19 protein-coding genes and 1 other RNA gene are annotated in these 23,446 nt (G+C 56.7%); 7 read left to right on the top strand and 13 right to left on the bottom strand.

Annotated elements, in window-relative coordinates:
- The first annotated feature begins 80 nt into the window (after window positions 1–80).
- Window positions 81–959 (top strand): LysR family transcriptional regulator, encoded by an 879-nt coding sequence (locus ACB037_RS08695; protein WP_371175209.1) that lies wholly within the window; start codon window positions 81–83, stop codon window positions 957–959.
- Between the two features lie 62 nt (window positions 960–1,021).
- On the opposite strand, the gene ACB037_RS08690 is transcribed toward ACB037_RS08695, so the two are convergent.
- Window positions 1,022–1,873, bottom strand: a complete 852-nt coding sequence (locus ACB037_RS08690) for a type 1 glutamine amidotransferase domain-containing protein (protein WP_201969005.1) — start codon at window positions 1,871–1,873, stop codon at window positions 1,022–1,024.
- Window positions 1,874–1,990: 117 nt separating this feature from the next.
- Here ACB037_RS08690 and ACB037_RS08685 point away from each other — a divergent pair, with 117 nt between their 5' ends.
- The 5 genes from ACB037_RS08685 (at window position 1,991) to yjfF (ending at window position 7,820) form a co-directional block, all read left to right on the top strand.
- Window positions 1,991–2,956 carry a LysR family transcriptional regulator gene (locus ACB037_RS08685; RefSeq protein WP_371175208.1) on the top strand — a complete coding sequence of 322 codons (966 nt, stop codon included), beginning with the start codon at window positions 1,991–1,993 and terminating at the stop codon, window positions 2,954–2,956.
- A 283-nt stretch (window positions 2,957–3,239) separates the two neighbouring features.
- A complete protein-coding gene (gene ytfQ, locus ACB037_RS08680; protein ID WP_128273170.1) occupies window positions 3,240–4,199 on the top strand; it encodes a galactofuranose ABC transporter, galactofuranose-binding protein YtfQ in 960 nt (319 codons plus the stop codon).
- 85 nt (window positions 4,200–4,284) lie between these two features.
- Window positions 4,285–5,793 (top strand): galactofuranose ABC transporter, ATP-binding protein YtfR, encoded by a 1,509-nt coding sequence (ytfR, locus tag ACB037_RS08675; RefSeq protein ID WP_039039167.1) that lies wholly within the window; start codon window positions 4,285–4,287, stop codon window positions 5,791–5,793.
- Window position 5,794: 1 nt separating this feature from the next.
- Complete coding sequence (gene ytfT / locus ACB037_RS08670; RefSeq protein WP_010674605.1) at window positions 5,795–6,814, top strand: galactofuranose ABC transporter, ATP-binding protein YtfT; 1,020 nt, start codon at window positions 5,795–5,797, stop codon at window positions 6,812–6,814.
- On the top strand, window positions 6,807–7,820 hold the full coding sequence (gene yjfF, locus ACB037_RS08665) for a galactofuranose ABC transporter, permease protein YjfF (RefSeq protein ID WP_266139670.1): 1,014 nt from the start codon (window positions 6,807–6,809) through the stop codon (window positions 7,818–7,820). The genes ytfT and yjfF overlap by 8 nt, the downstream gene beginning before the upstream one ends.
- Window positions 7,821–8,003: 183 nt before the next feature.
- Here yjfF and ACB037_RS08660 read toward each other — a convergent pair whose 3' ends face one another.
- The 8 genes from ACB037_RS08660 to radC form a co-directional block, all read right to left on the bottom strand.
- Window positions 8,004–9,032: an MBL fold metallo-hydrolase gene (locus ACB037_RS08660; RefSeq protein ID WP_371175207.1), complete on the bottom strand. Its 1,029-nt coding sequence runs from the start codon at window positions 9,030–9,032 to the stop codon at window positions 8,004–8,006.
- 637 nt (window positions 9,033–9,669) lie between these two features.
- Window positions 9,670–9,763, bottom strand: an RNA gene (gene ffs, locus ACB037_RS08655) — signal recognition particle sRNA small type.
- A 524-nt stretch (window positions 9,764–10,287) separates the two neighbouring features.
- Window positions 10,288–10,698, bottom strand: coding sequence for a hypothetical protein (locus tag ACB037_RS08650; RefSeq protein ID WP_371175206.1), 411 nt, complete (start codon window positions 10,696–10,698; stop codon window positions 10,288–10,290).
- 88 nt (window positions 10,699–10,786) lie between these two features.
- Window positions 10,787–12,235, bottom strand: coding sequence for a hypothetical protein (locus ACB037_RS08645; RefSeq protein ID WP_371175205.1), 1,449 nt, complete (start codon window positions 12,233–12,235; stop codon window positions 10,787–10,789).
- Between the two features lie 138 nt (window positions 12,236–12,373).
- Window positions 12,374–12,931 carry a recombinase family protein gene (locus tag ACB037_RS08640; RefSeq protein ID WP_371175204.1) on the bottom strand — a complete coding sequence of 186 codons (558 nt, stop codon included), beginning with the start codon at window positions 12,929–12,931 and terminating at the stop codon, window positions 12,374–12,376.
- Between the two features lie 716 nt (window positions 12,932–13,647).
- Window positions 13,648–13,788 carry a hypothetical protein gene (locus tag ACB037_RS08635; RefSeq protein ID WP_164470740.1) on the bottom strand — a complete coding sequence of 47 codons (141 nt, stop codon included), beginning with the start codon at window positions 13,786–13,788 and terminating at the stop codon, window positions 13,648–13,650.
- A gap of 5 nt (window positions 13,789–13,793) precedes the next feature.
- Window positions 13,794–14,162 carry a DUF2787 family protein gene (locus ACB037_RS08630; RefSeq protein ID WP_119197676.1) on the bottom strand — a complete coding sequence of 123 codons (369 nt, stop codon included), beginning with the start codon at window positions 14,160–14,162 and terminating at the stop codon, window positions 13,794–13,796.
- Complete coding sequence (gene radC, locus ACB037_RS08625) at window positions 14,159–14,626, bottom strand: DNA repair protein RadC (RefSeq protein WP_073350485.1); 468 nt, start codon at window positions 14,624–14,626, stop codon at window positions 14,159–14,161. The genes ACB037_RS08630 and radC overlap by 4 nt, the downstream gene beginning before the upstream one ends.
- Before the next feature lie 272 nt (window positions 14,627–14,898).
- On the opposite strand from radC, the gene ACB037_RS08620 reads away from it, so the two are divergent.
- A complete protein-coding gene (locus ACB037_RS08620; protein ID WP_141116491.1) occupies window positions 14,899–15,240 on the top strand; it encodes a hypothetical protein in 342 nt (113 codons plus the stop codon).
- A gap of 256 nt (window positions 15,241–15,496) precedes the next feature.
- Here ACB037_RS08620 and ACB037_RS08615 read toward each other — a convergent pair whose 3' ends face one another.
- Genes ACB037_RS08615 through ACB037_RS08600 form a run of 4 tightly spaced genes read right to left on the bottom strand, consistent with a single transcriptional unit; the run spans window position 15,497 to window position 22,939 of the window.
- Entirely contained in the window at window positions 15,497–18,670 is a 3,174-nt protein-coding gene (locus ACB037_RS08615; protein WP_371175203.1) for a type I restriction endonuclease subunit R, read from the bottom strand.
- Between the two features lie 5 nt (window positions 18,671–18,675).
- Window positions 18,676–19,632 carry a DUF5655 domain-containing protein gene (locus ACB037_RS08610; protein ID WP_371175202.1) on the bottom strand — a complete coding sequence of 319 codons (957 nt, stop codon included), beginning with the start codon at window positions 19,630–19,632 and terminating at the stop codon, window positions 18,676–18,678.
- Window positions 19,629–20,966, bottom strand: a complete 1,338-nt coding sequence (locus tag ACB037_RS08605; protein WP_371175201.1) for a restriction endonuclease subunit S — start codon at window positions 20,964–20,966, stop codon at window positions 19,629–19,631. Before ACB037_RS08605 ends, ACB037_RS08610 begins: the two co-directional genes overlap by 4 nt.
- Entirely contained in the window at window positions 20,963–22,939 is a 1,977-nt protein-coding gene (locus tag ACB037_RS08600) for an N-6 DNA methylase (protein ID WP_371175200.1), read from the bottom strand. Before ACB037_RS08600 ends, ACB037_RS08605 begins: the two co-directional genes overlap by 4 nt.
- Between the last annotated feature and the right edge of the window lie 507 nt (window positions 22,940–23,446).

Here is a 23,446-nt window from a genome sequence, read left to right as displayed (position 1 = left end):
GATAGACAACCTCTATTGCTTTGGCGATGTCGATTGATTAAATTTGTCGCTCATTGCCTTTGCCTGCTGCCATTACCACGATGAATATCAAGCAGTTGCACTATTTCTACGAGCTGGCTCAGCACAAACACTTCGCCAAGGCGGCCAAGGCCTGCTTCATCACCCAACCGACCCTGTCCGCCAGCATCACCGCTCTGGAGAAGTCACTTGGCACCGAACTGGTGGTGCGCAACAGCCAGTTCGTGGCACTGACCCAGGCGGGGGAAGTGGTGCTGCACCACGCCGAGCGGATGCTTCAGGAGCAGGATGCCATGCGCCAGGAGCTCAGCCTCTTTCGGGGCGGGCTGTCGGGTGCGCTGCGCATCGGCGTCGTGCCCCAGTCGAGCATCGACATCATGCCGCTGCTCAAGGGGTTCAATGACGCCTACCCCAAGGTGGGCCTGCACCTCTGCGTGATGACCCATGCCACCCTGATGGAGCAGCTGGATCTGCATCGCATCGACATCGGGCTCGGCTTTGACGAGTTGCTCACCGAGCATCAGCGCCGGGCCCTCGACGTCCAGCTTCGCCACCCCAACCCCATGGCCCTGCTGGGCCCCCTGCCTGCCCACTGCGCCCCGACCGGGCCGCTGACCCTGGCGGACTTGCAAGATCTCCCCCTGATCCTGCCAAGCACCACCATGCAGTTTCGCCGCTACCTGGACGAGGCCGCCGTCCGCCAGCAGATCAGCCTGCGGGTGGTGCTGGAGACCGACTCCCTGTTCCACCTGGTCAACGGGGTGAGCCACGGCCTGGGCTGCGCCGTGGTCAGCGCCGGCATCGCCGCCACCGCCCAGCAGCTCTTCAAACTGCCCTGCCATCCCCTGAGCGATGCGAGCGCAGGCACCATCGCCTTCATCACCCGAAAACACAGTGTCACCCCCGCCATGAAGGCGTTTCTCGCCAAGGCTGGGGCATGAAAAAGGCAGCCCATGGGGGCTGCCTGCACTGATCAAGGGGGGAACTTGCGCCTCTCCTGGCGTCAGCCTGCCCCTTGCTGTTTGTCCAGCGCCGCGATGAAGGCGCTCGCCAGGGCGTGATCGGAGAAGGGATTCTGGCCTGTGATGAGCTCGCGATCGATCACAACGCCAGGCTGCCAGGGTGCCACGAACTGCATGCTGCCACCGGCCTGGGCCATGGCCTTCGCCGGGTAGTAGCGCAGCTTGTCACCCCCAAGGGAGCCTTCAAACACCGCCTCTTCCTTGTCGGAGAAGATGGTCATCCTGTAACCGTCGTAGATCCACTCTCTGGCGCCGTCTGCCTTGCCTGCAATGACCGACTGCTCGAACCCGGCCGGATCCGCCTGCGCCGCCAGCAGCGCGATGGGGCCGTGGCAGATGGCGGCCGTGGGTTTGTGGTTGTCATGGAAGTGGCGAAGCAGGGTCCCCACCTCGGGATCCTTGGCAAGATCGATGAGGGGCGCGTGGCCGCCGGGAATGAAGAGGCCGGCATAGCGCTCGGGACCGGATGCCAGCACCTCCCTCAGGGAGAGCACCTTGCCGGTGCCAAGCAGCCCCTCCACGACGGCGCCGATGCGCACCATCTCCTGCGGGTTGCCACCAAAGTACTGGGGATCGACGGAGTGCGTGTCGACAACGGGCCGGTTCCCTCTCGGGGTCACCGGGGTCAGGGTATAACCGGCCTCCAGCAGGGCGGCGGCAGGCACCCCCAGTTCATTCTGGTAGAAGCCGGTGGTCAGGCTCTTGCCCCCTTGCAGCGGCAGTTCGGTCTCGCTCGAGAGCAGCACCAGGATCTCTCCTTTCGGGGCGGCGCTGGCCGCAGCGGAGGTCGCCAGCAGCAGTGAGGCCAGCACGGCCTTGAGGGTGTTCTTCATCGTGATCTTCCTTTTGATGGCAGTGATCGATCGGGCGGCCACCGGGCCGCCCGCGATGAGCAATTTACTGATTACCCAAGGATGAATAAACTCACACCATTGAACTTGATTATTTACATGGATGAACATATGTCCCGTGCCTTCGACCCCGTCCAGCTCGGCACCATAGAGCTCTTTTGCAAGGCAGCCGAACTTGGCAGCTTTACCGCCACGGCTCAGGTACTGGGGGTAACGCCCGCCTCGGTGAGCCGCTCCATCCAGCGTCTCGAGGCCAGGCTCGGCGTCAAACTCTTCCATCGCACCACCCGCAGCGTGCGCCTCACCCATGACGGGGAGCTCTATCGGGAACAGTGCCAGCAGGCGCTCGAGCAGATCGCCGAGGCCGAGCGGGCCATCACCGGCCGCCAGCGCCACCCCAGAGGAGTGCTGCGCATCAGCGTGGGCACCGTCTATGCCCACCACCGTCTGGTGCCCCTGCTGCCGGGCTTCATGGCGGCCTATCCCGAGGTCGAGCTGGAGCTCAATGTCTCCAACAGGAACATCGACTTCGTGGAGGATGGTTACGATCTGGCCATCCGGCTGGGGGAGCCGCGCGATGGGAGGATCATCGCCCGCAAGCTGGAGGATGCCAGCCTCGGGGTCTTCTGCGCCCCCGATTATGCCGCCCGCCGCCCCGCGCCAACCTCCCTGGAGATGCTGTCGCAACATGATCTGATCCAGTTCATCACCCCGAGCACGGGTCGCCCCTTCCCCTGGCAGTTCGTGAACGAGCAGGGGGACCCTGTCGACCTTCATGTTCAGAGCAGACAGCGGGTGCTTGACGATGTGCTGGCGGGCCTGGGCTGGGCGGTGGCTGGGGGCGGTCTGTTCCAGATCTACCATTTCGTGGCGGCCGAGGCGCTGTTGCAAGGCAAGCTGATCGAGGTGATGACCCCCTTTGCGGGGCGATCCCGCCCCTTCTACGCCCTCTACCCACAGCACCGTCACCTCTCGGCCCGGGTCCGGGCCTTCGTGGATTATCTGCTGGCAGCGGTGCGCCAAGAGGGGTCGCCTGTGCCAGGGGAATATCCCCCTCTTCGTTGACGAGGGCCCCTCATCTGCGTGCCTGCGCCCCCGATAACGGGGGCAAAAAGCAGGTGGCACTCTGGACACAATGGTTGCCTAATTAAATAAATATGCATAAAAATCAATGCAGGCAGGGCTCGATATATGAACTCTTCTGCTGTTTGTATGAAGCATCGTGCTGCTGAAAATTTTCTGTGAGCCACCTCCCGCCGTTTAATTCAAGAGCCTATAACCTTGACCCGTACAATAAAAACCTGACGTGTTCCGGTTTATTTCACCATGCATCACAAAGGAGTGTCATATGTATAAAAAAGTGAAACTGGCGAGCATTATCAGCACCCTTATTCTCTCGGCAACTGCATATTCTGCAGAGATGACCGTGGGCTTCTCGCAAATTGGTTCTGAATCCGGGTGGCGAGCTGCAGAAACATCGGTCGCCAAGAGCGAGGCCCAAAAACGCGGCATCATCCTGAAAATTGCCGATGCCCAGCAGAAACAGGAGAACCAGATCAAGGCCATTCGCTCCTTTATTGCCCAAGGAGTGGATGCCATCTTTATTGCCCCCGTGGTACAGACTGGCTGGGAGCCGGTATTGCAGGAGGCGAAAGAGGCCGAGATCCCGGTCTTCCTGCTGGATCGCAATATCACGGTAAAAGATGACGGCCTCTTCATGACCGGGGTCGCCGCCGACAGCGTCCACGAAGGGGAAGTGGCAGCCCAGTGGCTCATCAAGCAGCAGGATGGCAAACCGTGCAACGTGGTGGAATTGCAGGGCACGGTGGGTGCCAGCGTGGCGCTGGATCGCAAGAAGGGCTTCCTCGACACCGTCGCGGCCGTGCCCACCATCAAGATCATCCGCACCCAGTCCGGCGACTTCACCCGCAGCAAAGGCAAAGAGGTGATGGAGAGCTTCATCAAGGCGGAAAATAGCGGCAAGAATATTTGCGCCGTCTACGCCCATAACGATGACATGGCCATCGGCGCCATCCAGGCCATTAAAGAGGCCGGGCTGAAACCGGGCAAGGATATCAAGATCATCTCCATCGATGGCGTGCCGGATATTTTCAAGGCGATGATCGCAGGCGAAGCCAATGCCTCGGTGGAGCTCACGCCGAATATGGCGGGACCGGCCTTCGATGCCCTGCTGGCCTATAAGAAAGATGGCACCCTGCCCCCCAAACATATCAAGACGGAGTCCAAACTGTTTGAGCCCGGGAGTGCCGAGGCGCAGCTCGAGCTGAAAAAAGACATGGGTTATTAATCCCGCTCCCCCGCCAGACTGTCACATAGCGCGCCATATAAGTGATTGAACTTGTATGGCGCGCTATATCGGAGAGCCAATGTTCATGTCAGAGAACACTCACGATGTCGTATTGAATGCCCGCGGAATATGCAAGGCGTTTCCCGGAGTACGAGCCCTGCATCAGGTGGACTTCTCCCTGCGCCGGGGAGAGATCATGGCGCTGCTCGGCGAGAACGGGGCCGGCAAGTCCACTTTGATCAAGACCCTCACCGGTGTCTATCAGCGAGACGCCGGCCGTATCGAACTCGATGGCGTCCCCATCTCCCCGACGGACACCGCCCATGCCCAGCGTCTGGGGATAGGCACCGTCTATCAGGAGGTCAACCTGCTGCCGAACATGTCGGTGGCGGACAACCTCTTCATCGGCCATGAGCCCCGCCGTTTCGGCTTCATCGACCGGGGCGCCATGACCCGGCAGGCCAGCGCCATCATGGCCAGCCACGGCTTCGAGATGGATGTCACCCTGCCCCTCGACCACTACTCGGTCGCCATGCAGCAGATCGTGGCCATCGCCCGGGCGGTGTCCCTCTCCGCCAGGATCCTGATCCTGGACGAGCCCACCGCGAGCCTGGATGCCAGCGAAGTCCAGATGCTCTTCTCCCTGATGACGCGCCTGCGGGATCAGGGGGTGAGCCTCATCTTCATCACCCATTTTCTCGATCAGGTCTACGCCATCAGCGATCGCATCACAGTGCTGCGCAACGGCGAGCTGGTCGGCACCCGCGACACCCAGGCACTGCCACAACTGGAGCTGGTCAAGATGATGCTGGGACGCGAGCTGGACGACAATGCCCTCAAGCGGGCGGGCAAGACACTGCGCAGCAACCAGCCCATGGTGTCGTTCAGGGACTATGGCAAGCGGGGAGTCATCGCCCCCTTCAGTCTCGACGTCATGCCCGGGGAGATAGTGGGTCTCGCCGGCCTGCTCGGGTCCGGTCGTACCGAGACCGCCGAGCTGATGTTCGGCATAGTGCCGAGCGACAGCGGCGAGTGCCGGGTGCGGGACAAACCGGTGACCATCCGCTCTGCACGCCAGGCGGCCGCCAACGGCTTTGGTTTCTGCCCGGAGGATCGCAAGAGCGCCGGCATCATCGCCTCGGCCTCGGTGCGGGAGAACATGGTGCTGGCCCTGCAAGCCCAGCGGGGCTGGTTGCATCCCCTGTCTCGCAAGGAACAGGACGAGATCACCGCCCGCCTCATCGAGCAGTTGGCCATCAAGACCCCGGGACCAGAGCAGCCCATCCAGTTTCTCTCCGGGGGCAACCAGCAAAAGGTGCTGCTCGCCCGCTGGCTGCTCACCAAACCCCAGTTCCTGATCCTGGACGAGCCCACCCGGGGCATCGACGTGGGGGCCCACGCCGAGATCATCCGCCTCATCGAATCCCTCTGCGCCAACGGGCTGGCCCTGCTGGTCATCTCCTCCGAGCTCGAGGAGCTGGTGGGCTATGCCGATCGGGTGATCGTCCTTCGTGACAGAAAACAGGTGGCAGAGCTTGCGACGGACGCCCTGAGCGTCCCTGCCATCATGAACGCCATTGCATGTGAGGCCTGATATGACGTCATCCATTCTTCCCCTCGCCAAGGGGTCGCGCGCCCGCAGGGAGTGGCCCACGGGCTCGGCCCAGTGCGCCGCCCTGGTGTGCGTGCTGCTCATCAATGCTCTGGTCGCCGACAACTTCTTCGCCATCCACATCCAGGATGGGCGGCTGTTTGGCAGCCTCATCGACATCCTCAACCGCTGTGCCCCGGTGGCCCTGCTCTCCCTCGGCATGACGCTGGTGATCGCCACCGGCGGCATCGACCTGTCGGTGGGCGCCGTCATGGCCATCAGCGGGGCCACCATGGCCAGCCTGGCCACCGGCGGTCACAGCCTGCCGGTCATCTTCGCCGCCGTCATCGGGGTCGGCCTTCTGTGCGGCCTGTGGAACGGCCTGCTGGTGGCGGTGTTCAAGATCCAGCCCATCGTCGCCACCCTGATCCTCATGGTGGCGGGCCGGGGCATCGCCCAGCTCATCACCGAGGGGCAGATCATCACCTTCAACAACGACGCACTCGCCTGGATCGGCAGCGGCTCCCTCTTCTATCTGCCCACCCCGGTCATCATCACCCTGGGCATGGCGCTGCTGCTCTGGCTGCTGACCAAGCGCACCGCCCTCGGCCTCTTCATCGAAGCGGTGGGGATCAACATCAAGGCCGCCAAGAACGCCGGGCTCAACACCCCCATGGTGGTGATCGCCACCTACCTGCTGAGCGGCATGATGGCCGCTGTCGCCGGCATGATAGTCGCCGCCGACATCCGGGGTGCCGATGCCAACAACGCCGGGCTCTGGCTCGAGATGGACGCCATTCTGGCGGTGGTGATAGGAGGCACCTCCCTGATGGGGGGGCGCTTCAACCTCGCCCTCTCCCTGATCGGCATACTGATCATCCAGGGGGTGAACACCGGGATCCTGCTCTCCGGCTACCAGCCCCAGTGGAACCAGATCGTCAAGGCCCTGGTGGTGCTGGCGGTGCTGGTCATGCAGTCACCGGCCCTCAACCACCTCTTCCAGCGAGGGACTCGCCATGTTTAAACGCAACCTCCCCCTGATGGTGACCATCATGGTCTTCGTGCTGGGCTATCTGCTCTGCCTGGCCTCCTTCCCAGCCTTCATGTCCACCCGCATCATCTGCAACATCCTGACGGACAACGCGTTTCTGGGAATAGTGGCGGTGGGCATGACCTTCGTCATCCTCTCGGGGGGCATCGATCTGTCGGTGGGGGCCGTCATCGCCTTCACCGGCGTGCTGCTGGCAACCCTCATCGGGAAGCTGGGCGTCAGCCCCGTGCTGGCCATCCCTCTGGTGCTGGTGCTCGGGGCAGGCTTTGGCGCCCTCATGGGCTGGCTCATCGACACCCTGAAGATCCCCGCCTTCATCATCACCCTGGCGGGCATGTTCTTCCTGCGGGGGGCCAGCTTTCTCATCTCCGAGCAGTCCCTGCCCATCGATCACCCCACCTTCACCTACCTGTCGAGCCTGTCGTGGAAGATACCGGGGGGCGGTCGCCTGAGCCTGCTGGCCCTCATCATGCTGGCGGTGGTGGTCTTCGGCATCCTGCTCGCCAACCGCACCCGCTTTGGCAACAACGTTTACGCCATCGGCGGCAACGCCACCTCGGCGGCCCTGATGGGGATCTCGGTGCGCCACACCACCATTCGCATCTACCTGCTCTCCACCACCCTGGCGACCCTGGCAGGCATAGTGTTCGCGCTCTATACCTCGGCGGGCTATCCGCTCGCCGCCGTCGGGGTGGAGCTCGATGCCATCGCCGCCGTGGTCATCGGCGGCACCCTGCTGAGCGGCGGGGTGGGCACCGTCTTCGGCTCCCTGTTCGGGGTGCTGATCCAGGGGTTGATCCAGACCTACATCAACTTCGACGGCACCCTCAGCTCCTGGTGGACCAAGATCATCATCGGCCTGCTGCTGTTCAGCTTCATCGCCTTGCAGCGCCTGCTGATCCTGGTCTCGGAACACCGCAAAGCCAACAAGCCAGGTCCCTTCAAGCGCCAGGCGTCTGCCGCCGCCCAGCCCGAGTGAGGTATCAGCAAGACTCTGGTGGCAGAAGATAACGCGGGCAAGGCGCTCCCGTGCGCCCTCCCCGCCTGGCCGTCACGGGTCCGGCGCAGAGGATGGGGAGGCAGCGGGGGCGCTCACAGGGCCCGGCCCCAACCTCCCGCACGCCCCTTTGAGGGGTGACACCGTCCTTGGAGGGCACTCAGGTCAATCGCGCCACCAGGCGCTGCCCTCATGGGGGTTCAGCACCTCCAGAGGCTCCCCCATGACAGGCGTGGTCAGGGGGATCTGTTGCTCCGCAGCCAGGCGGGCAATCTGCTCAAGCGGATCGTTCCAGCGGTGCATGGCCAAATCGAAGGTGCCGTTGTGCACCGGATAGAGCCATTTCCCCCCGAGATCGTGAAACGCCTGCGCCGTCTGCGCCGGGAGCATGTGCACCAGCTCCCAGCGCTTGTCGTAGGCCCCGGTCTCGAGGAAGGTCACGTCGAACGGACCGTAGCGCCTGCCAATCTCCTTGAAACCGTCGAAGTAGCCGCTGTCACCGCTGAAGAAGAGGTTGACCCCCTCGCCGCGAATGACCCAGGAGGCCCAGAGGGTCTGGTTGCCGTCCCCGAGGCCACGGCCGGAGAAATGCTGGGCCGGGGTCGCTACCAGGGTGACACCGCCCACCCGGGTCTGCTGCCACCAGTCCAGTTCGCGGATCTTCTCCTTCGCAATCCCCCAGGCCATGAGGCGCGCCCCCACCCCGAGGGGCGTGATGAAGTGGCCGACCTTCTCCTGCAGCGCCAGTATGGCCCCGTGATCGAGATGGTCGTAGTGATCATGGGAGAGGATCACCCCCTCGATGGGAGGCAACGCTTCCAGGGTGATGGGCGGCTGATGCCAGCGCTTGGGGCCGAACCACCGCACCGGCGAGGCCCGCTCGCTGAACACGGGATCCGTCAGCCAGAACGTGCCCTGCAACTTGAGCAGCAGAGTGGAGTGGCCGAGGCGCCACACGCTGTTGTCCGGCGCCGCAATGAGCCCCTCCCGGGTCATGACCTGTACCGGAATGGCGCGATCCGGCACCGTGCCCTCAGGCTTGGCGAACAGGAAGTCCCACCAGAGCCTGGCCCCTTCCCAGAGGCTTCGCGCCTGGGGTGTCACGGCATTGTTGAACCGGCCCCCCTGATATTGCGAGGAATCCGGGTGTTCGGGCAGGCCCGGTTTGAGTAGAGATGCGATCATGCCAATCATCAGGGCTCCTTTGAGCAACCACAGAAAACGGCGCCCCTCAGGGGCGCGAAAAGAGGCTGACGGGTTCTGCAATCTGACACGCCTGCCAACCTGGTATCTGGTGAGTAGAGAGCAGCCCCTGCACGGGGCCGCACCTTCCGTAAAACAGAGTGGAAGAGCTGCACCGCATGAAACCGGTGCCCGGCGTCTCCAGCAACGGCAAGATAGCCTCTCCGAGCTCCCGCCACCAGAGGGGGTCGCGTTGCCGCGTGGCCCCGGCATGGTGTCGCGTCACGCACATGGCCTCACCTGCTCTGCCAGCGCCAACAAAAGGAGGCGTCAGATGGCGTACTGCAAGAGCTTGCAGTGCTGAAAGTCAGAAGATGGCTGGGCCATAGAGGCCACGGGAGGTGACTGAGGGAAAGCATGATCTCAAGGGGACAGTGCTGAAGATCAAGAGGAAGTTTGAGCCAGGCGCGGTCTGAAGCCTGATGAACGCCCATAGGGCACAGGCTCACCTTGCGGTAGAGCAAATAGCATGTGAGGAGAGCTGAAAATGCACTTTGAAGACTCCTGATTCATCCACATGAAGTGGATTACCAAGAGGTCTGAAGGGGGTATTAGCAGTAACTTGTTGAATAGCAGAAACAGGTGGTGGCCCTACCAGCCACATCCCGGCACTCGAGTCCCCCGCCTTGGCTGCTACCTTCCGGTCCTGACCAGGTCGACGGGTTATCAATGCGAGCCCAAATAAATCAGGCACTTGGGGATGGAACTGAACGCCATCACAGTGTTCTGAAACCTCAACAAGCGAGAACCCGCCGGAAGTACGGTCATCCACATCAAGTGGACATGCTTAAATGGGTAACAAACAGGGCAATCCTACCCGCCCGCCCTCAACGCTTCAAGCCATATTCCGTGGGGAATCAGCCAGCCCCATGGCGATGGCATCAGAAGATGTTGATGCAAAAACTAGTCGAAGTGTGTTGTACAGGTTTTGTTGTTGGGGTGCAGTGAGAGGGCAAACCATGGTACCAATACAGGTGAGTGCTACCGGCTGGGTTCAGCTCGTGATCGGACTCAGGTTTAAAATCCAACCAACGGTAACTGGACGAAACGAGACAATAATATCGGGCGATTCGTCGAGCAGAAGCAAGATTTGTAGCTATAGCGAAAGAAGACGATGACCGCTTTAATAGGAGGGGGCACGACCTGTTCCTACACGATGTGCTCCCACCCACAACCTGGGACTAGCTGCTATATGGATGGCTCCCAATCATTGACATCTAAGGCGTAGCTTTTCGACATCATCAATCATTACTACCAATTCTCCATGGTCTTCTGGTTCGCCCGAAGCAGGAGCTTCACCACACCCACCTGGCTCGAACACAAGGTAATTTACATTCCCTCGCGAGAAATCCCACGCAGTGTAACTACAAACCCCAGTGCCCTGAGGACGCCATGCCCTCTGATCTATTAACTCGACATCTGGTTTTTCACTTATAGCCTTGGGCTTATTCCAAGAGCGGTAGCGGTAAGAATTGTTGTCGGTTGAATCAATAAAAATCCGGTGTTTTGCCGTCTCACACGAAAACGTACGACGAGCCTCCCCATTCTTGCCTTCAGCCAGAGCAACGGATGATGTGACAGAAAGTAACAAAAAAATAGACGACGTAAAAAATCTCATACTGCAACTCCTCATTTTATCGATAGAAGAAACTACCGCGAGGCGGTTGTTCGAATAAAAAGGAGCCCGATATGGGCTCCTTGAAGTGTTACTGGTTGCACGTCCCCCATACAACACCATCAGTGCCGCACTCTTCTTTGTGCGTCCCATCAGCAAAGACGGTGAACTTGCGGTAACGCCCTTGGTTGTCATAGCTGATAGTGGTGGTGACCTTGTTGCTGTCAGTCACAGTCTGTTTCTTGAACCAAGCATCAGCATCCGGCTCCGGCGTCTTGTCATCATAGCGGTACGGCAGTTGCTCGAAAGCGGCAACCAACTCGTTCATGTTACGAGTCGCGTGATCATGAGCCATCCCTACCCAGTTACTGAGGAAAGGGAAACTGGCAGAACCGCCGAGGAAGTAAACAAACTGGCTGCTGTAGTTGGCCCCTTCCGCTTTATAGCCGACCGTCGCGTAGCGATGAGTAATTGCCCCAGTCAGGTTCTCTGGGATGCAATCTTCAAACGCCTGAGCCTCACCGTTAGCAAGGTTCACCAGCTCGTATTCCTTCGCATCAGCGTTAGTGGAGACAGTCTCCTTGATGTCGCAGCTGTAAGGGGTTCCGTCTCCATTCCGAGACTCAAACTCGTAGCTATTGCTATAGCGGTAGTCCTTGCCAGCAACGCTGATCTTCTCGCCATAGATGATGGTTTTTATATCTTGATTGAAGTCGTTACTGACTTTAACCAGCTCAGTTTGACTCTTGGTTGGCCAATAGATCCCTTGCTCGCGATACCAAGCCTTGGGATACGCATTGTTGTTGTCTCTCGAGTCACCCTGGTGGTAATCCACATAGGCATAGAACGCATCAGGATGGGCACGCTTTAGCTCTTCACTGGCGCTGAATGACTTCTGTAGCCCGCGTACGATTTCTTGGGCCTTGATCGCCGTCTCGTCATCACCGGTAGCGATGAAGTCATCGAACAGTTTATTCTCGGGGATGTTGTAGTGATACACCACCCGATCTACAGCCAGCTTCAGCGACTGCATCAGTTGCTCACGCTTTTGCTGGTTTTCCATCACACTCTGGCAAGTCAGAGCCCCACCAGCAGCCAACTCCTTTTCTACTGAACTCCACAGCACAGTGGTCAGCGGCGTCACATGATAGAAATCATCTTGCGTGATCGGCTTGAACTTCGGCGGTAGTACCATCTGATAAGCCTTCTCAACAGGCCCCAGATCCAGATCCACGGCCCCAACAGGCACATCGACAACCAAGGGCACGTATTGAGCACACGCTTGCTGAGCCTCTGTCAGCTCCAGACGATAATCACCAGCCCCAGATGTGATGCTCTTAGGCTCTCCCTCATCCCATTGCCGATTGAAGTTCAGGTCCAGATAGACAGAGGCACCTTGAACATACCCATCGATCGCCTTCCCCGAGATCGCGGCCTTGGGTTTAGGAGGGGTCGGGGTGCCACCGCTATCTCCACCACCACCTCCACAAGCAGTCAGAGCTATGCATATACCCATACTCACCAGTGAACGAACTGACATCTATTTCTCTCCTTGTCTTTTTTATTATCAGCACACCGAACCCAATTTGATTCCAAAGGAGGCATGCTAATAAATCGCAGCTAAGATTTGTGTGATTGATAGCGCTTTCACGCATTAATGACGACTTTATCTTGTTGATTACATTGATCTTCCCTCTAACTTCCTGAGTATTCTTTGCACACTGGATAGGCTAATCCCCGTTCGACGTGCTATCTCTGCCTTGGCTATTCCCCGTTCAGCGAGTGACAGCACCTCCTCCCCTTTAGCCATGGCGGTCGGCTTGCGACCTTTGTAGACCCCACGCTTTTTTGCCATAGCAATCCCTTCTGCCTGACGCTCCAGCATCAGCTCCCGCTCAAACGTGGCGATGGCACCGATCATGGTCAACATCAGTTTTCCGGTAGGTGTCGAGGTATCGATACCCAGATTCAAAATCCTCAGAGCAACCCGCTTAGCGTGCAGGTACTCCGAGATCTCCAACAGGTGGCGAGTGTTGCGAGCCAAGCGATCCAGCTTGGTCACCATCACTACGTCTCCCTCACGAACAAAATCCAGCATCAACGCGAGCTGCGGACGGTCATCCTTGGCCCCGCTCACCTTCTCCCTGAATATCTTGCTGCACTCGGCCAGTGCCTGAAGCTGGGCATCCAGGCTCTGCCCCACAGTGCTGACACGTGCATATCCCACCAGTGCCATGGTCTCCTCCTGGTCAATAGGGCAAGGTACACTGACGCGACCGGTCAGAAGGTCGAAAGGAACCCATATGACCGGCAAAAAGTGGCACTTTCGCTCGCGTCACACGGGCTTGGTCTATTGACCTGTGCCAGTGATACAAATGAAAACGGGCCGCTCCGTGATGGAGGGCCCGCAGGGGTTTTTAGGTGCCCATAAAGGGCCAGAGATATCTGTTTACTACATATGTTAGAGCTACTCGCCGAGGAGCCTAATGACAAAGGGACTCGTTTTTATCTGAATGGTACATATGTACCATGCAGGTAGCGTCACCCCATCCTAACGAATCAACGGACTCGTTATGACCTGAATGGTACATATGTACCATGCAGGTAGTCTCGCACCATCATGACGAATTAACAGACTCGTTATGATCTGAATGGTACATATGTACCATGCAGGTAGCCTCGCCCCATCCTGACGAATTAACGGACTCGTTATGATCTGAATGGTACATATGTACCATGCAGGTAACGCCACCCCATTCTGTCAGCATGACGGACTCATAATTATCTGAATAGTACATATATAGGTTGCAGGTTCGACTTAATGATGTGTTGTACTACCAGGCATCCGCAATACCTTAGCCAATTCAGCCTTCTTGACCTTACGTTGCTGGTGAATAAACAGAGTGCCACTGGTCAATACTGCCAGGGCCAAGGAACTCAGGATCATCTTCTTCATTGGTATTCATCTCCATTCATGTTGTAGAAGTGTGGTGGCATATAGCGAGCCATCATCGCGTTGACGATGACCGATGCAAATGCCGTCAATGCCGCTTTCAAGGCATCGAGCAGCAGGGCTTTCGTGAAGTCGTTCATAACAATCACTCTTGGGAAATATCCAAGTGGTAAACCTCCATCCGGTAATAGGTGAGAAAGTTCCTCTCCCAGAGCCGGTAGAGGTCCATGGTTGTGGCCAACGGCCGTTCTCCACACCAGGGGTCGTAGAACACCCCAGCGGCGAAGTCGAAATCCAGCGACTTAGTCAGCTCATCGGTGACATAGCAGAACTCCGTCACATAGAGGAGCCCCCAACTCCCAGCCCGTTTCTCCAGACGAATTTCGACCGGACGGTATCCACCAGTGTCGGCGGAATAATCGGGACTTCGGAAGTTGAGGGTCAGGGCAGTGGCATCGGGGTAGCTGCCGATGATCTTGTCGAACAGAGCCTGTAGCTGTTTGGATGGGGTCATAGCAGCCCCCTATCGGCAAACGAGACGATGTCGTGCTGTCCCACCACAAAGTGGTCGAGCACTCGCACGTCAACCATCTCGAGCAACTCCTTGAGACGAGCTGTGACAGCCTTGTCGGCATCCGAGGGATCGACCATACCAGAGGGATGGTTATGGGCCAGAATGACCGCTGCGGCGTTTTTGTTGAGAGCCGCCTTGACCACCTCACGGGGGTGAACGGTGCCAGCATTGATTGTGCCGAAGAACAGCTCTTGGTAATCGAGTAGCCGATGCTGATTGTCGAGCAGCATGACGGCGAACACTTCCCGTTCGTATTCACCCATCTTGAGCCGAAGGAAGTCTGCTGCCGCTTTGGGCTGAGTGAAGGCATGGCCCAGATGCCGCTGTCGGCTCTCCAGAATGGCCAAAGCTTGATTAATGATGTGATCGCCCTGTCCGGGGTGATCATCATAGTGGTGTGTCATAACAGTAACCTCGCGTCGTTTGGATACACGAGTTACTTATGCCAAGAACACTCCGCATTATTGATAAATTAAATACTGGACATTCAGGTATAAGCCCAGTGATGACTCACCCAGCACCCTCTTGTCAATATACCTCAAGCAATGTTATTAATTACTTGGGTTGATAATTCCAGGTAAAACAGGGATCTGTTTAATCCACATGGTGTTTGGCAACACATTCGACTTACGGCAATCGATATAAGCCAAACGAAACCAACCATGAGGAAACACCTATGCGTTATCAACACGAAGCACACAGCAGCTATTTGTTAATGAGTCGCACACTGGCGCAAAGTTTGCCCGGCCAACACAAGCTGAATATTCTTTTTTCAGATTGTGACCATGCTGGCACACAAGCATTGTGGATTGTACCTTGTGATGAAAATCCGATTCAGGGCCGTCTATTCGGTGAATTAAACGTAACACCGCAGCAGATTGCCAAAATCCATGAAATCATGGACTTTTATGGTGTTGATGGCGGTGTTGCCCAGAATACGATGGCTACCGATATGGCTCCATTACCGGTATTGAGATGCGTTGCAGATACTATCTTTCATTGCGTCAGATCGCGCTAAATTACTTGAGCTGCTTGCTATAAACCCAAGGGGTCCTTCGGGACCCCTTGTTCATTCAACAGTTAAGATTACCCAACCGATTACAACACCAAGCGAGGTAATTAATCTGCCGATTTCTATGCATTAATACGATCTTTTCTATGCTACCGATGATAAGAAAAGTTCATAGATATGCCTCAAAATCGGCAGTTGACCATAATCACCTCTTCCCCCTCGTGTTATTAGGCTGGGGAACAATGGTGCCAATTAACCCAACTTAATTCTGATGGCTCAATCCCCCCTGCAAGCCTTTGAGCAAGATATCCAGGAGTAGGCTCTGGATACGGTTGGCCGCCTCGGGTCGAGAGAGGTAGTCCAGCGACATGCCATTCTGGATATCCATCCGCTCGATCACGGCCGCATCAACCGCCTTGGGATAGTCACCCAGCATGATGGCGTCGCGGGGGTTATTTCGCACCTGATCCATCAAGGGCTGGTTTTCCGCAATCTTGCTGGCCATCCCCTGCAGCCAATCCAGCTTGTCCCCATCAGTCACCTCTGTACCGAACAGATCGTTCAATTGCTCCAGGATGTGAGAGAGGAAGTCCTTCTTCTCCTCTTTTGCTTTAGCACTGCCAAGCGCCGAAATGCCCTGCAAGCCATTGCCGCTTGCATCAGCTTTGAGCTTGAGATCCTGAGTTCGCTTGGCCTTGAGGTTGTAATGGCTCAGCAACACCTGGGAGAGGTCAATCTCATCCTCCTCCAGCACCTCCTGACGCAGCATCGGCAGCAGGTGGCGGGCGAACACGCAGAGCCGCTCCAATGATTCGTCATCAAAGGCGGTGATCTGGGAGACAAACTCATAGAACCGCACATAGCTGTTGAGATCTTTCTTGAAGAGATCCAGCTCGCCCCGGGCTTCGGTCGCTTCTTTGACCCGCCGTTCGGCATTTACCTTATCAGTCGCAGACCCGCCTTCCCGCTCGATGCGTTTGAGCATCTGGCGACACTCCCTCACAGCTTCACTGGCCAGCTTGTAACGTTTGGTGAACCGTTCGACAGCCGGTTTGATATAACCGGGCAAGGCTTCGGCCCCACGCTTGGGATCGAAATAGGCATCACTAAACGCCTCCACCTCGCTCCAGGTAAAGATACCCGTCGCTTTCAGCTTGTGGAACAGGTCATAGACCAGATTGGGATCGGATACGGTATCGAGGGTGGCTGTCTCAAAATATTTTTGGAACTCCTCCAGCACATCCTGCGGATCATTCACAAAATCGAGCACAAAGGTGCTCTCCTTACCGGGATAGGTGCGGTTGAGGCGAGAAAGGGTCTGGATGCAATCCACTCCTGTCAGCTTCTTGTCCACATACATGGCACACAGCTTGGGCTGATCGAAACCGGTCTGAAACTTGTTGGCCACCAGCATCACCTGATAGTCCTGGGTATCGAATGCCTTACGCATATCCCGCCCATTAAGCTCGGGGTTCATGTTCCGCTCGTTAAAGCTCTGCCCTTCCTCTTCGATGTCTCCAGAGAACGCCACCATGGCACGAATAGCACCATAGCCTTGCTCTGTTACATACTTGTCGAACGCCAGCTTGTAGCGAACAGCCTCCAACCGACTCGACGTCACAACCATCGCCTTGGCCTGCCCTCCAAGGAGATTGGCCACGTTGGTGCGGAAATGCTCAACGATGATCGCCACTTTCTGGCCGATATTGTGCGGGTGTAGCCGCACCCACTTGGAAAGCCTGATGCGAGCCTTCTTGGCATCCACTTCCTTATCCGCCTCTTCTGCCTTCATGGCGAGTTTGTAGGCAAGCGAATAGTTGGTGTAGTTCTTCAGCACGTCGAGGATAAAACCCTCCTCGATCGCCTGACGCATGGAGTAAACATGAAATGGATTGGGCTTGTTATCCGGGCCAAGCGGCATCGCCGGGTTCGCTGGGCGGCCAAACAGCTCCAGCGTTTTACCCTTCGGGGTTGCCGTAAAGGCGAAATAGCTGATGTTCTGGCTGCCGCCACGAGCGGCCAGCGTCATGTTCATCACATCTTCGCCGCTGAGTTCCTCTTCCCCATCCAGCTGCTCGGTCATCAAGACTTCACGCAACTGACGAGCCGTGCTGCCGGTCTGGCTTGAATGCGCCTCATCGGCAACCACCGCAAAGCGAGAGCCTTTCAGTGTGGTCGATTCCTGAATGGCCTTGAGTACGTGCGGGAAGGTTTGAATGGTGACGATGATGATAGGCGTGCCACTAGCCAGTGCCTCGGTCAGTTGTGCCGACTTGGAGCCATCTCCCTCTTCCCGGTTGATGCGACTCACCACCCCATCAGCATGGTCAAACTGGGCAATAGTCTCTTGCAACTGGCTGTCGAGCACCGTTCTATCGGTAATCACAATCACCGAATTGAACAACTTCTCCCCTTTATCCAGGTAGAGCGTGGCTAGCTGATGGGTCAGCCAGGCAATCGAGTTGGATTTGCCAGACCCTGCCGAGTGCTGGATAAGGTACTTCTGACCAGCCCCCTCCTGTCCCACCGTGGCCAACAAATTCTGAACCACTTTCCACTGGTGATAGCGAGGAAAGATCATCGTCTCTTTCTTCTTCTGCCGCCCCAGCTCATCCTCTTCCACCTTGACCTCAAGGTGCAGATAGCGACTCAGTATCCGCAGGAAGTTATCCGGTTGCAGGATCTCTTGCCACAGATAACCGGTAGCAATGCCCTCCTCACCATTCACTGGCAAGGGCTGATCATTGCCCGCCCCCCCCTCACGGGTGCCCTGGTTGAATGGCAGGAAGAAAGTCGAGTCGCCCGCCAGTTTAGTGGTCATCGCCACCTCGAACTGATTCACTGCAAAGTGCACCAGCGCCCCGCGGCGAAAACTCAGTAGTGGCTCATCACGCCCATTGGTCTTGGGCAGACGATCTTCCCGATACTGCTTCTTGGCATTCTCCAGCGACTGCTTGAAACAAGATTTGAGCTCCAGTGTCGCCACCGGGATGCCGTTCAAAAAGAGGGTTAGATCGATGCGGCCATCATAGCCATGGGGGCTATAGACCAACTCGGGCACAACCCGCAGCCGGTTGGCCTGATAACGAGCCAGCAACTCGGGATTCAAGTCATGATCAGGCTTGAAGCTGGCCACCTTGAGTCGATGGCCGCGATCTTCAATCTGATTACGCAGCAACCACAGGGTTCCCCCTTCACTGCGTTTCAGCTGGCGCACTGCACCATCCAGCAGATGACGTTCTGGTTGCTCGCCATAGGTCTTGCAGAACTTCTGCCACCCCTCAGGCTGGCTCTCTTGCACAAAGGCGATCAAATCTTCCGGGTAGAGAGCTCGCTCTTTGTCGTAATGAGCCGACTCACCCACCAGCCAGCCCGAAGCGGCCAGCTGCGCGATGATATGGTCCTGAAAGGCTTTTTCCCGTGCTTTGTTGTCCATACGAATCAATTCTCCAGATAGGAACGCTCAATCAGGGCGATCACCTTTTCCCAGTCCTGCTGGTGACGAATGGTCAGTTCCAGATCACCGGTTCCCCAGTGGCCCTTGTTGCGGGCATCGACAACCCTTCCCTCCGCTAGCTCGACGGTATCGGGGTCGAGATTGAGGTAGAGCTTGAGGTGAGGGTTCTGCTGGGTGGAGGCAATCACCACGCAGACAAAATTGCGAATCTTCTTGAAGGCCGTGTAGAGCTTGAGCTCCTTGCGTTGCACCTCATCACCCAGCGCCTCAATAAAATCGCACACTGACTCGTGGAGAGTACGCAGCGAAGGAGTGGCAGCAACCAGACGTTCAGCATTGGTACGGACATGGCCATTGGTGGCTTGGACCGGTTCACTCACCGGTATCGATGGCGGCAGCCCAAGCTCTGTCGGGGTTGAGGGTTTATTGATCTGGCTGGTCACCGCATTGACCAACTCCAGCATCAGCAGATCATCACCAAACAGCTTGTAGCGGATCAGCTCGACATTGCGGTTGATCTGCTGTACGGCGTGCAGATCATAACGGGTAAAATCACCGGCGATGCAGAGCAAACGGGTGCCAACCCACTCGATGCTGTCAGCCACTTCTTTCCCCAGCGTCTCCATCACCAGCCAGCGGTACTCGGCCTGATGGTCGAGCAACCAATCCAGATAGAAAAGACCCTGATTGATGACATTTTCGTTGCTGTAACGCTTGTACTCGATGATCACCGGGCAGCCATTCTCATCGATCCCGAGAGAATCGATCCGCCCCTTGTGGGTCTTGCCGGTAGTGTATTCGCTGGCCAAGAAGCGAACCCCAAGAAAGGCCGCCATCTGCTGCTCGATCAGAGTCTGCAACTGCTTTTCCACCACGGCAGCCTTGCCTTCCAGCTCGTTCACCCCTTGCTGACCATAACGGAACAGCTTGATATCGCTCATGCCGCCACCTCGTCGGCAGGCGGCGTCCAACCACGCAGATCGATCTTGCCAGTGACGGCCGCTGAAATAAGAGCGGTGCGGCGTTCTTGCATCAAGGTTATTGCCCTTACTGACTTTTCAATCAGTGTATCAAGCATCCCTGTCTTGCGATTAAGGAAACTGACTATTTCAACTTGTTCTTTTTTTGGCGGTACAGGTATACGGCTCTCGCTGAGACTATCTCTATTTATTTTTGGCATTGCAACACGGTCAGCTTGGTTAACAGCAAAGCGAGTAAAATTGTCAGACAATAAAAACCAAAGCAGAAAATCATTTTCGAGACCATTTCTGCCACAAATTGGATACATATCAGCACTACAAATCACATGATTTTCTGGTGACAGGCATACTTTTACTAGCGCTGGCCTAATCTTGCTGTAAATGACCTCACCTTTCTTACAAATATACTTTCCACTGTCAGCACCTTGCTCCTCAGCTGTCTGCATATAAAGTATTCTGCCTGTACCACTCTCGATGTGGTTAGGAGCGATCAATATGTGGTCGTTATATGGGCTAATCGTTGGATCTACTTGACCATTACGAATACTTGCACAATGGTTGAATTTAAGTGTTGCCCAATGCTCCGGCACTTGGCCAAGCCACTCGATGCCGGAATCTTTCATGGGGGCATTGGGGTTCAGTCCCTTGGTGACGGCGTGGGAGATCACCGCCTGCCGCTTCTCTTTAAGCAGTTCGATCAGCCGCTGCTGCTGGGAAATCAGTCGGTCAATCTGGGAGGTTTCGTAGTCGAGGAAGGCGGCTATGGTGCGTTGCTCAGTATCTGTGGGTATAGGCAAGATAATATTTTTCATCTCGCTGTAGTTAGTGCTCCACAGGTCAGCGACGATCCCTTTCCCCCATCGATAAAATTCCTCTTGAAATGGATAGCTTCTCAGTAAGTGATGGATGTATCGATGGTTTATCCCTTTTGGCTCCATCACAATACTGATTAGAGATACTGAACCATCACGCTCAGAAATCCCTGAAGATCCCTTTCTGTCGGAACGACTGTTGATCACAAAGTCACCGGTTTTCACCAGTTTTCGATTATCACCGGCATCACTTTTAGCCGCTGTATCTAACTGAGGCAAAATCCCATTTTTTGTAACCGAAAGTGCGGCATAGTCTTTATCACTTACCTTTTCCCTACGTTCGAAAAGAAACTGGCCAAGGCGCTTAGCATCCCAATGGCTTGGAACTGTGTCCAACCACTCCACTCCCGAATCCTTATATTCCGGATAGGGGTGATAATTACCTGCCAGCCCTTGCTGAGCAGTAGCAACGACTTCGCTCATGAATGCACCTCCGCCAGCAGCTGCATAATCTCCTTGGCGACCGCATCGAGATCAGCATCAATCGCTGCTAGCTCCCGGGGCGGCTGGTACTGGTAGAAGTGGCGGTTAAAGGGGATCTCGTAGCCAACGATACCCACCTGGCCATCGAGCGGGTCGGTTTTACTGGTGTCTATCCAGGCATCCGGCACATGGGGCAGCACCTCACGCTTCAGATATTCATGGATGTCTTCCCCCAGCGGCACATTTTCGTTATCCCGCAGATCCGCATTAGCCTCCTGCTCGCCCTTGGTTTTACACACTTCGGCGGCGTCGTCCTGCTCACCCAGATGGCTCACCAGCAGCTTAAAGGCCGGGGCAGGCAGCTTGACCTCACCCAGCAGCTTGGTCAGCTGCTTTTTGAATTTGTCGCGAGAGAGCAGTTTGACCTCAGAGAACTGGCCCAGGGCAGTCAGGATGGCGGACTGCAAAGTGCCATCGAGCTTGGCCCACCCTTTATCGGCAGTGAGGCTGGCAAGGCGCTCGGCATCCTGCGGGTAGAATGCCAGTTTCAGCGGCCGCTCGATGGTCAGGCGGCGATAGCCAAAGGCCGTGGTGGGGAAGATTTTGGCGATCGGGCTCTCTTCGTAGCGGCTATAGAGGCTGACGATCTCGCTTAACGCCTCATCGCTCAGCTGTTTGCGCTTGGACCCCAGCGATTTACGCATCGGGCTGTGCATATCGCTGGCGTTGATCAGCAGCACCTTGCCCTTACGCTCGGCCGGTTTGTGGTTGGAGAGCACCCAGATATAGGTGGCAATGCCGGTGTTGTAGAACATATCGGTGGGCAGGGCCACCAGCGCATCGAGCAAGTCGTGCTCAAGAATATAACGGCGGATCTCGCTCTCGCCACTGCCCGCCCCACCGGTAAAGAGCGGTGAGCCGTTGAGGATAATCCCGATCTTGGAGCCCGCACACTCAGCCGTGGGTTGCTGCATCTTGGCGATGAGGTGCATCAAAAATAGCAAGGAGCCGTCAGATACCCGTGGCAAGCCTGGGCCAAAGCGGCCGTTAAAGCCCAGCTTGGTCGCTTCATCCCGCACCTGTTTTTCGACCTTTTTCCAGTCCACCCCGAATGGCGGGTTGGACAGACAATAATCGAAGGTCTTGTAGGGCAACTGGTCATCAGAGAGGGTATTGCCCAGCTTGATGTTACTTATCTCCTGCCCCTTGATCAGCATGTCAGCCTTACAGATGGCGTAGGACTCGGGGTTGAGCTCCTGACCGAAGGTGGCCAGCCGTGCGGCGGGATTCAGCTCGTGCAGATACTCCATGCCGCAAGAGAGAAAGCCACCAGTCCCCGCAGTGGGGTCATAGATGGAACGCACAATGCCCGGCTTGCCGAGCGCCTCATCATCACCGGCAAACACCAGGGAGGTGGTGAGCCGCACGATATCGCGAGGGGTAAAGTGCTCACCAGCTGTCTCGTTGGAGCTTTCCGCAAAGCGGCGGATCAGCTCTTCGAACACCAGACCCATGTGGTAGTTGTCTACCGCTTCCGGGGAGAGATCCACGTTGGCAAAGGAGCGCACTACCTTGTAGAGCAGGTCAGCATCTTCCAACAGGTTGATGCTGGCATCGAAGTTGAAGTGCTCGAAGATCTCACGAGCATCCTTGGAGAAGGCCCGCACGTAGGCATCCAGGTTATCACCCACATGGGTTTCACCCAGCTTGGCCAGCTCCAGCGGCGAACTGTTGTAGAAGGCGTGGCCGCTGGCATTGAGCAGCAGCTTCTCTTTGGCCAGCTCCGGCATGGCTTTGGTGGTATCTACCATGGCCAGCACCTGGGCCTTGCTCGGTGCCAGCACACACTCAAGACGACGCAGCACGGTAAAGGGCAGGATGATGCGGCCATACTGGGATTGTTTGAAATCACCACGTAGCAGGTCGGCAACCGACCAGATCAGGCTAGCCAGGGAAGAGATATTGGTGGTCATTGGGATTCTCAAAACATGGGGAACTGCCGAGGCATATTCAGGACCAAACGGAAATGCGGGCAGTTTACCACAGGGGACTGGCTATGGGCGTGATCCCAACCGTTATCCTCAACCCTTTCTTCCCCACTTTGGCCACCAAACCGAATACCCTGCCGTATTTTCATACTGACACGCCGATTTTGTGCTGGCTTACATCCCTATTAACAAAGCGAAATCAGCCTAAAAAGACGTACTCTCTGCCAATTTTCGGGCTAATTAAGAGAACCTTTCATTTAGTTAACCACATGAAAAAGTTATGAAATATGCTTAAAAACTGGCACATGAACCTGAGGGCTTACATCTCGTTTTGGCACGGGGAGAGTGTCGAATACATGGATAAAGCAGAAGGGACTCATAGGTGTAAGTTGAGGGGCTTCTACGGCTAAACCCTTACCCTAACTAGAACGCTGCATCTCGTTTTTGTATATGCAGCTTTTTTGAAGCCGAGCGAAGAAGGCTAGGATTATC

The sequence above is a fragment of the Aeromonas sp. S19(2024) genome, from assembly GCF_041402625.1.
GTDB lineage: Bacteria > Pseudomonadota > Gammaproteobacteria > Enterobacterales > Aeromonadaceae > Aeromonas > Aeromonas caviae.
Note: the sequence above shows the minus strand (reverse complement) of the source record. Positions and strands in the feature narration are given on the sequence as shown.

What these genes read in the sequence shown, in the direction of transcription:
- ACB037_RS08660 (WP_371175207.1), bottom strand. Translation starts at nt 9,032, where the DNA reads ATGATTGGCATGATCGCATCTCTACTCAAACCGGGCCTGCCCGAACAC.
- ACB037_RS08645 (WP_371175205.1), bottom strand. Translation starts at nt 12,235, where the DNA reads ATGTCAGTTCGTTCACTGGTGAGTATGGGTATATGCATAGCTCTGACT.
- ACB037_RS08615 (WP_371175203.1), bottom strand. Translation starts at nt 18,670, where the DNA reads ATGGACAACAAAGCACGGGAAAAAGCCTTTCAGGACCATATCATCGCG.
- ACB037_RS08640 (WP_371175204.1), bottom strand. Translation starts at nt 12,931, where the DNA reads ATGGCACTGGTGGGATATGCACGTGTCAGCACTGTGGGGCAGAGCCTG.
- ACB037_RS08610 (WP_371175202.1), bottom strand. Translation starts at nt 19,632, where the DNA reads ATGAGCGATATCAAGCTGTTCCGTTATGGTCAGCAAGGGGTGAACGAG.
- ACB037_RS08690 (WP_201969005.1), bottom strand. Translation starts at nt 1,873, where the DNA reads ATGAAGAACACCCTCAAGGCCGTGCTGGCCTCACTGCTGCTGGCGACC.
- ytfR (WP_039039167.1), top strand. Translation starts at nt 4,285, where the DNA reads ATGTCAGAGAACACTCACGATGTCGTATTGAATGCCCGCGGAATATGC.
- ACB037_RS08605 (WP_371175201.1), bottom strand. Translation starts at nt 20,966, where the DNA reads ATGAGCGAAGTCGTTGCTACTGCTCAGCAAGGGCTGGCAGGTAATTAT.
- ACB037_RS08650 (WP_371175206.1), bottom strand. Translation starts at nt 10,698, where the DNA reads ATGAGATTTTTTACGTCGTCTATTTTTTTGTTACTTTCTGTCACATCA.
- ACB037_RS08600 (WP_371175200.1), bottom strand. Translation starts at nt 22,939, where the DNA reads ATGACCACCAATATCTCTTCCCTGGCTAGCCTGATCTGGTCGGTTGCC.
- yjfF (WP_266139670.1), top strand. Translation starts at nt 6,807, where the DNA reads ATGTTTAAACGCAACCTCCCCCTGATGGTGACCATCATGGTCTTCGTG.
- radC (WP_073350485.1), bottom strand. Translation starts at nt 14,626, where the DNA reads ATGACACACCACTATGATGATCACCCCGGACAGGGCGATCACATCATT.
- ACB037_RS08620 (WP_141116491.1), top strand. Translation starts at nt 14,899, where the DNA reads ATGCGTTATCAACACGAAGCACACAGCAGCTATTTGTTAATGAGTCGC.
- ACB037_RS08635 (WP_164470740.1), bottom strand. Translation starts at nt 13,788, where the DNA reads ATGAACGACTTCACGAAAGCCCTGCTGCTCGATGCCTTGAAAGCGGCA.
- ytfT (WP_010674605.1), top strand. Translation starts at nt 5,795, where the DNA reads ATGACGTCATCCATTCTTCCCCTCGCCAAGGGGTCGCGCGCCCGCAGG.
- ACB037_RS08695 (WP_371175209.1), top strand. Translation starts at nt 81, where the DNA reads ATGAATATCAAGCAGTTGCACTATTTCTACGAGCTGGCTCAGCACAAA.
- ACB037_RS08630 (WP_119197676.1), bottom strand. Translation starts at nt 14,162, where the DNA reads ATGACCCCATCCAAACAGCTACAGGCTCTGTTCGACAAGATCATCGGC.
- ytfQ (WP_128273170.1), top strand. Translation starts at nt 3,240, where the DNA reads ATGTATAAAAAAGTGAAACTGGCGAGCATTATCAGCACCCTTATTCTC.
- ACB037_RS08685 (WP_371175208.1), top strand. Translation starts at nt 1,991, where the DNA reads ATGGATGAACATATGTCCCGTGCCTTCGACCCCGTCCAGCTCGGCACC.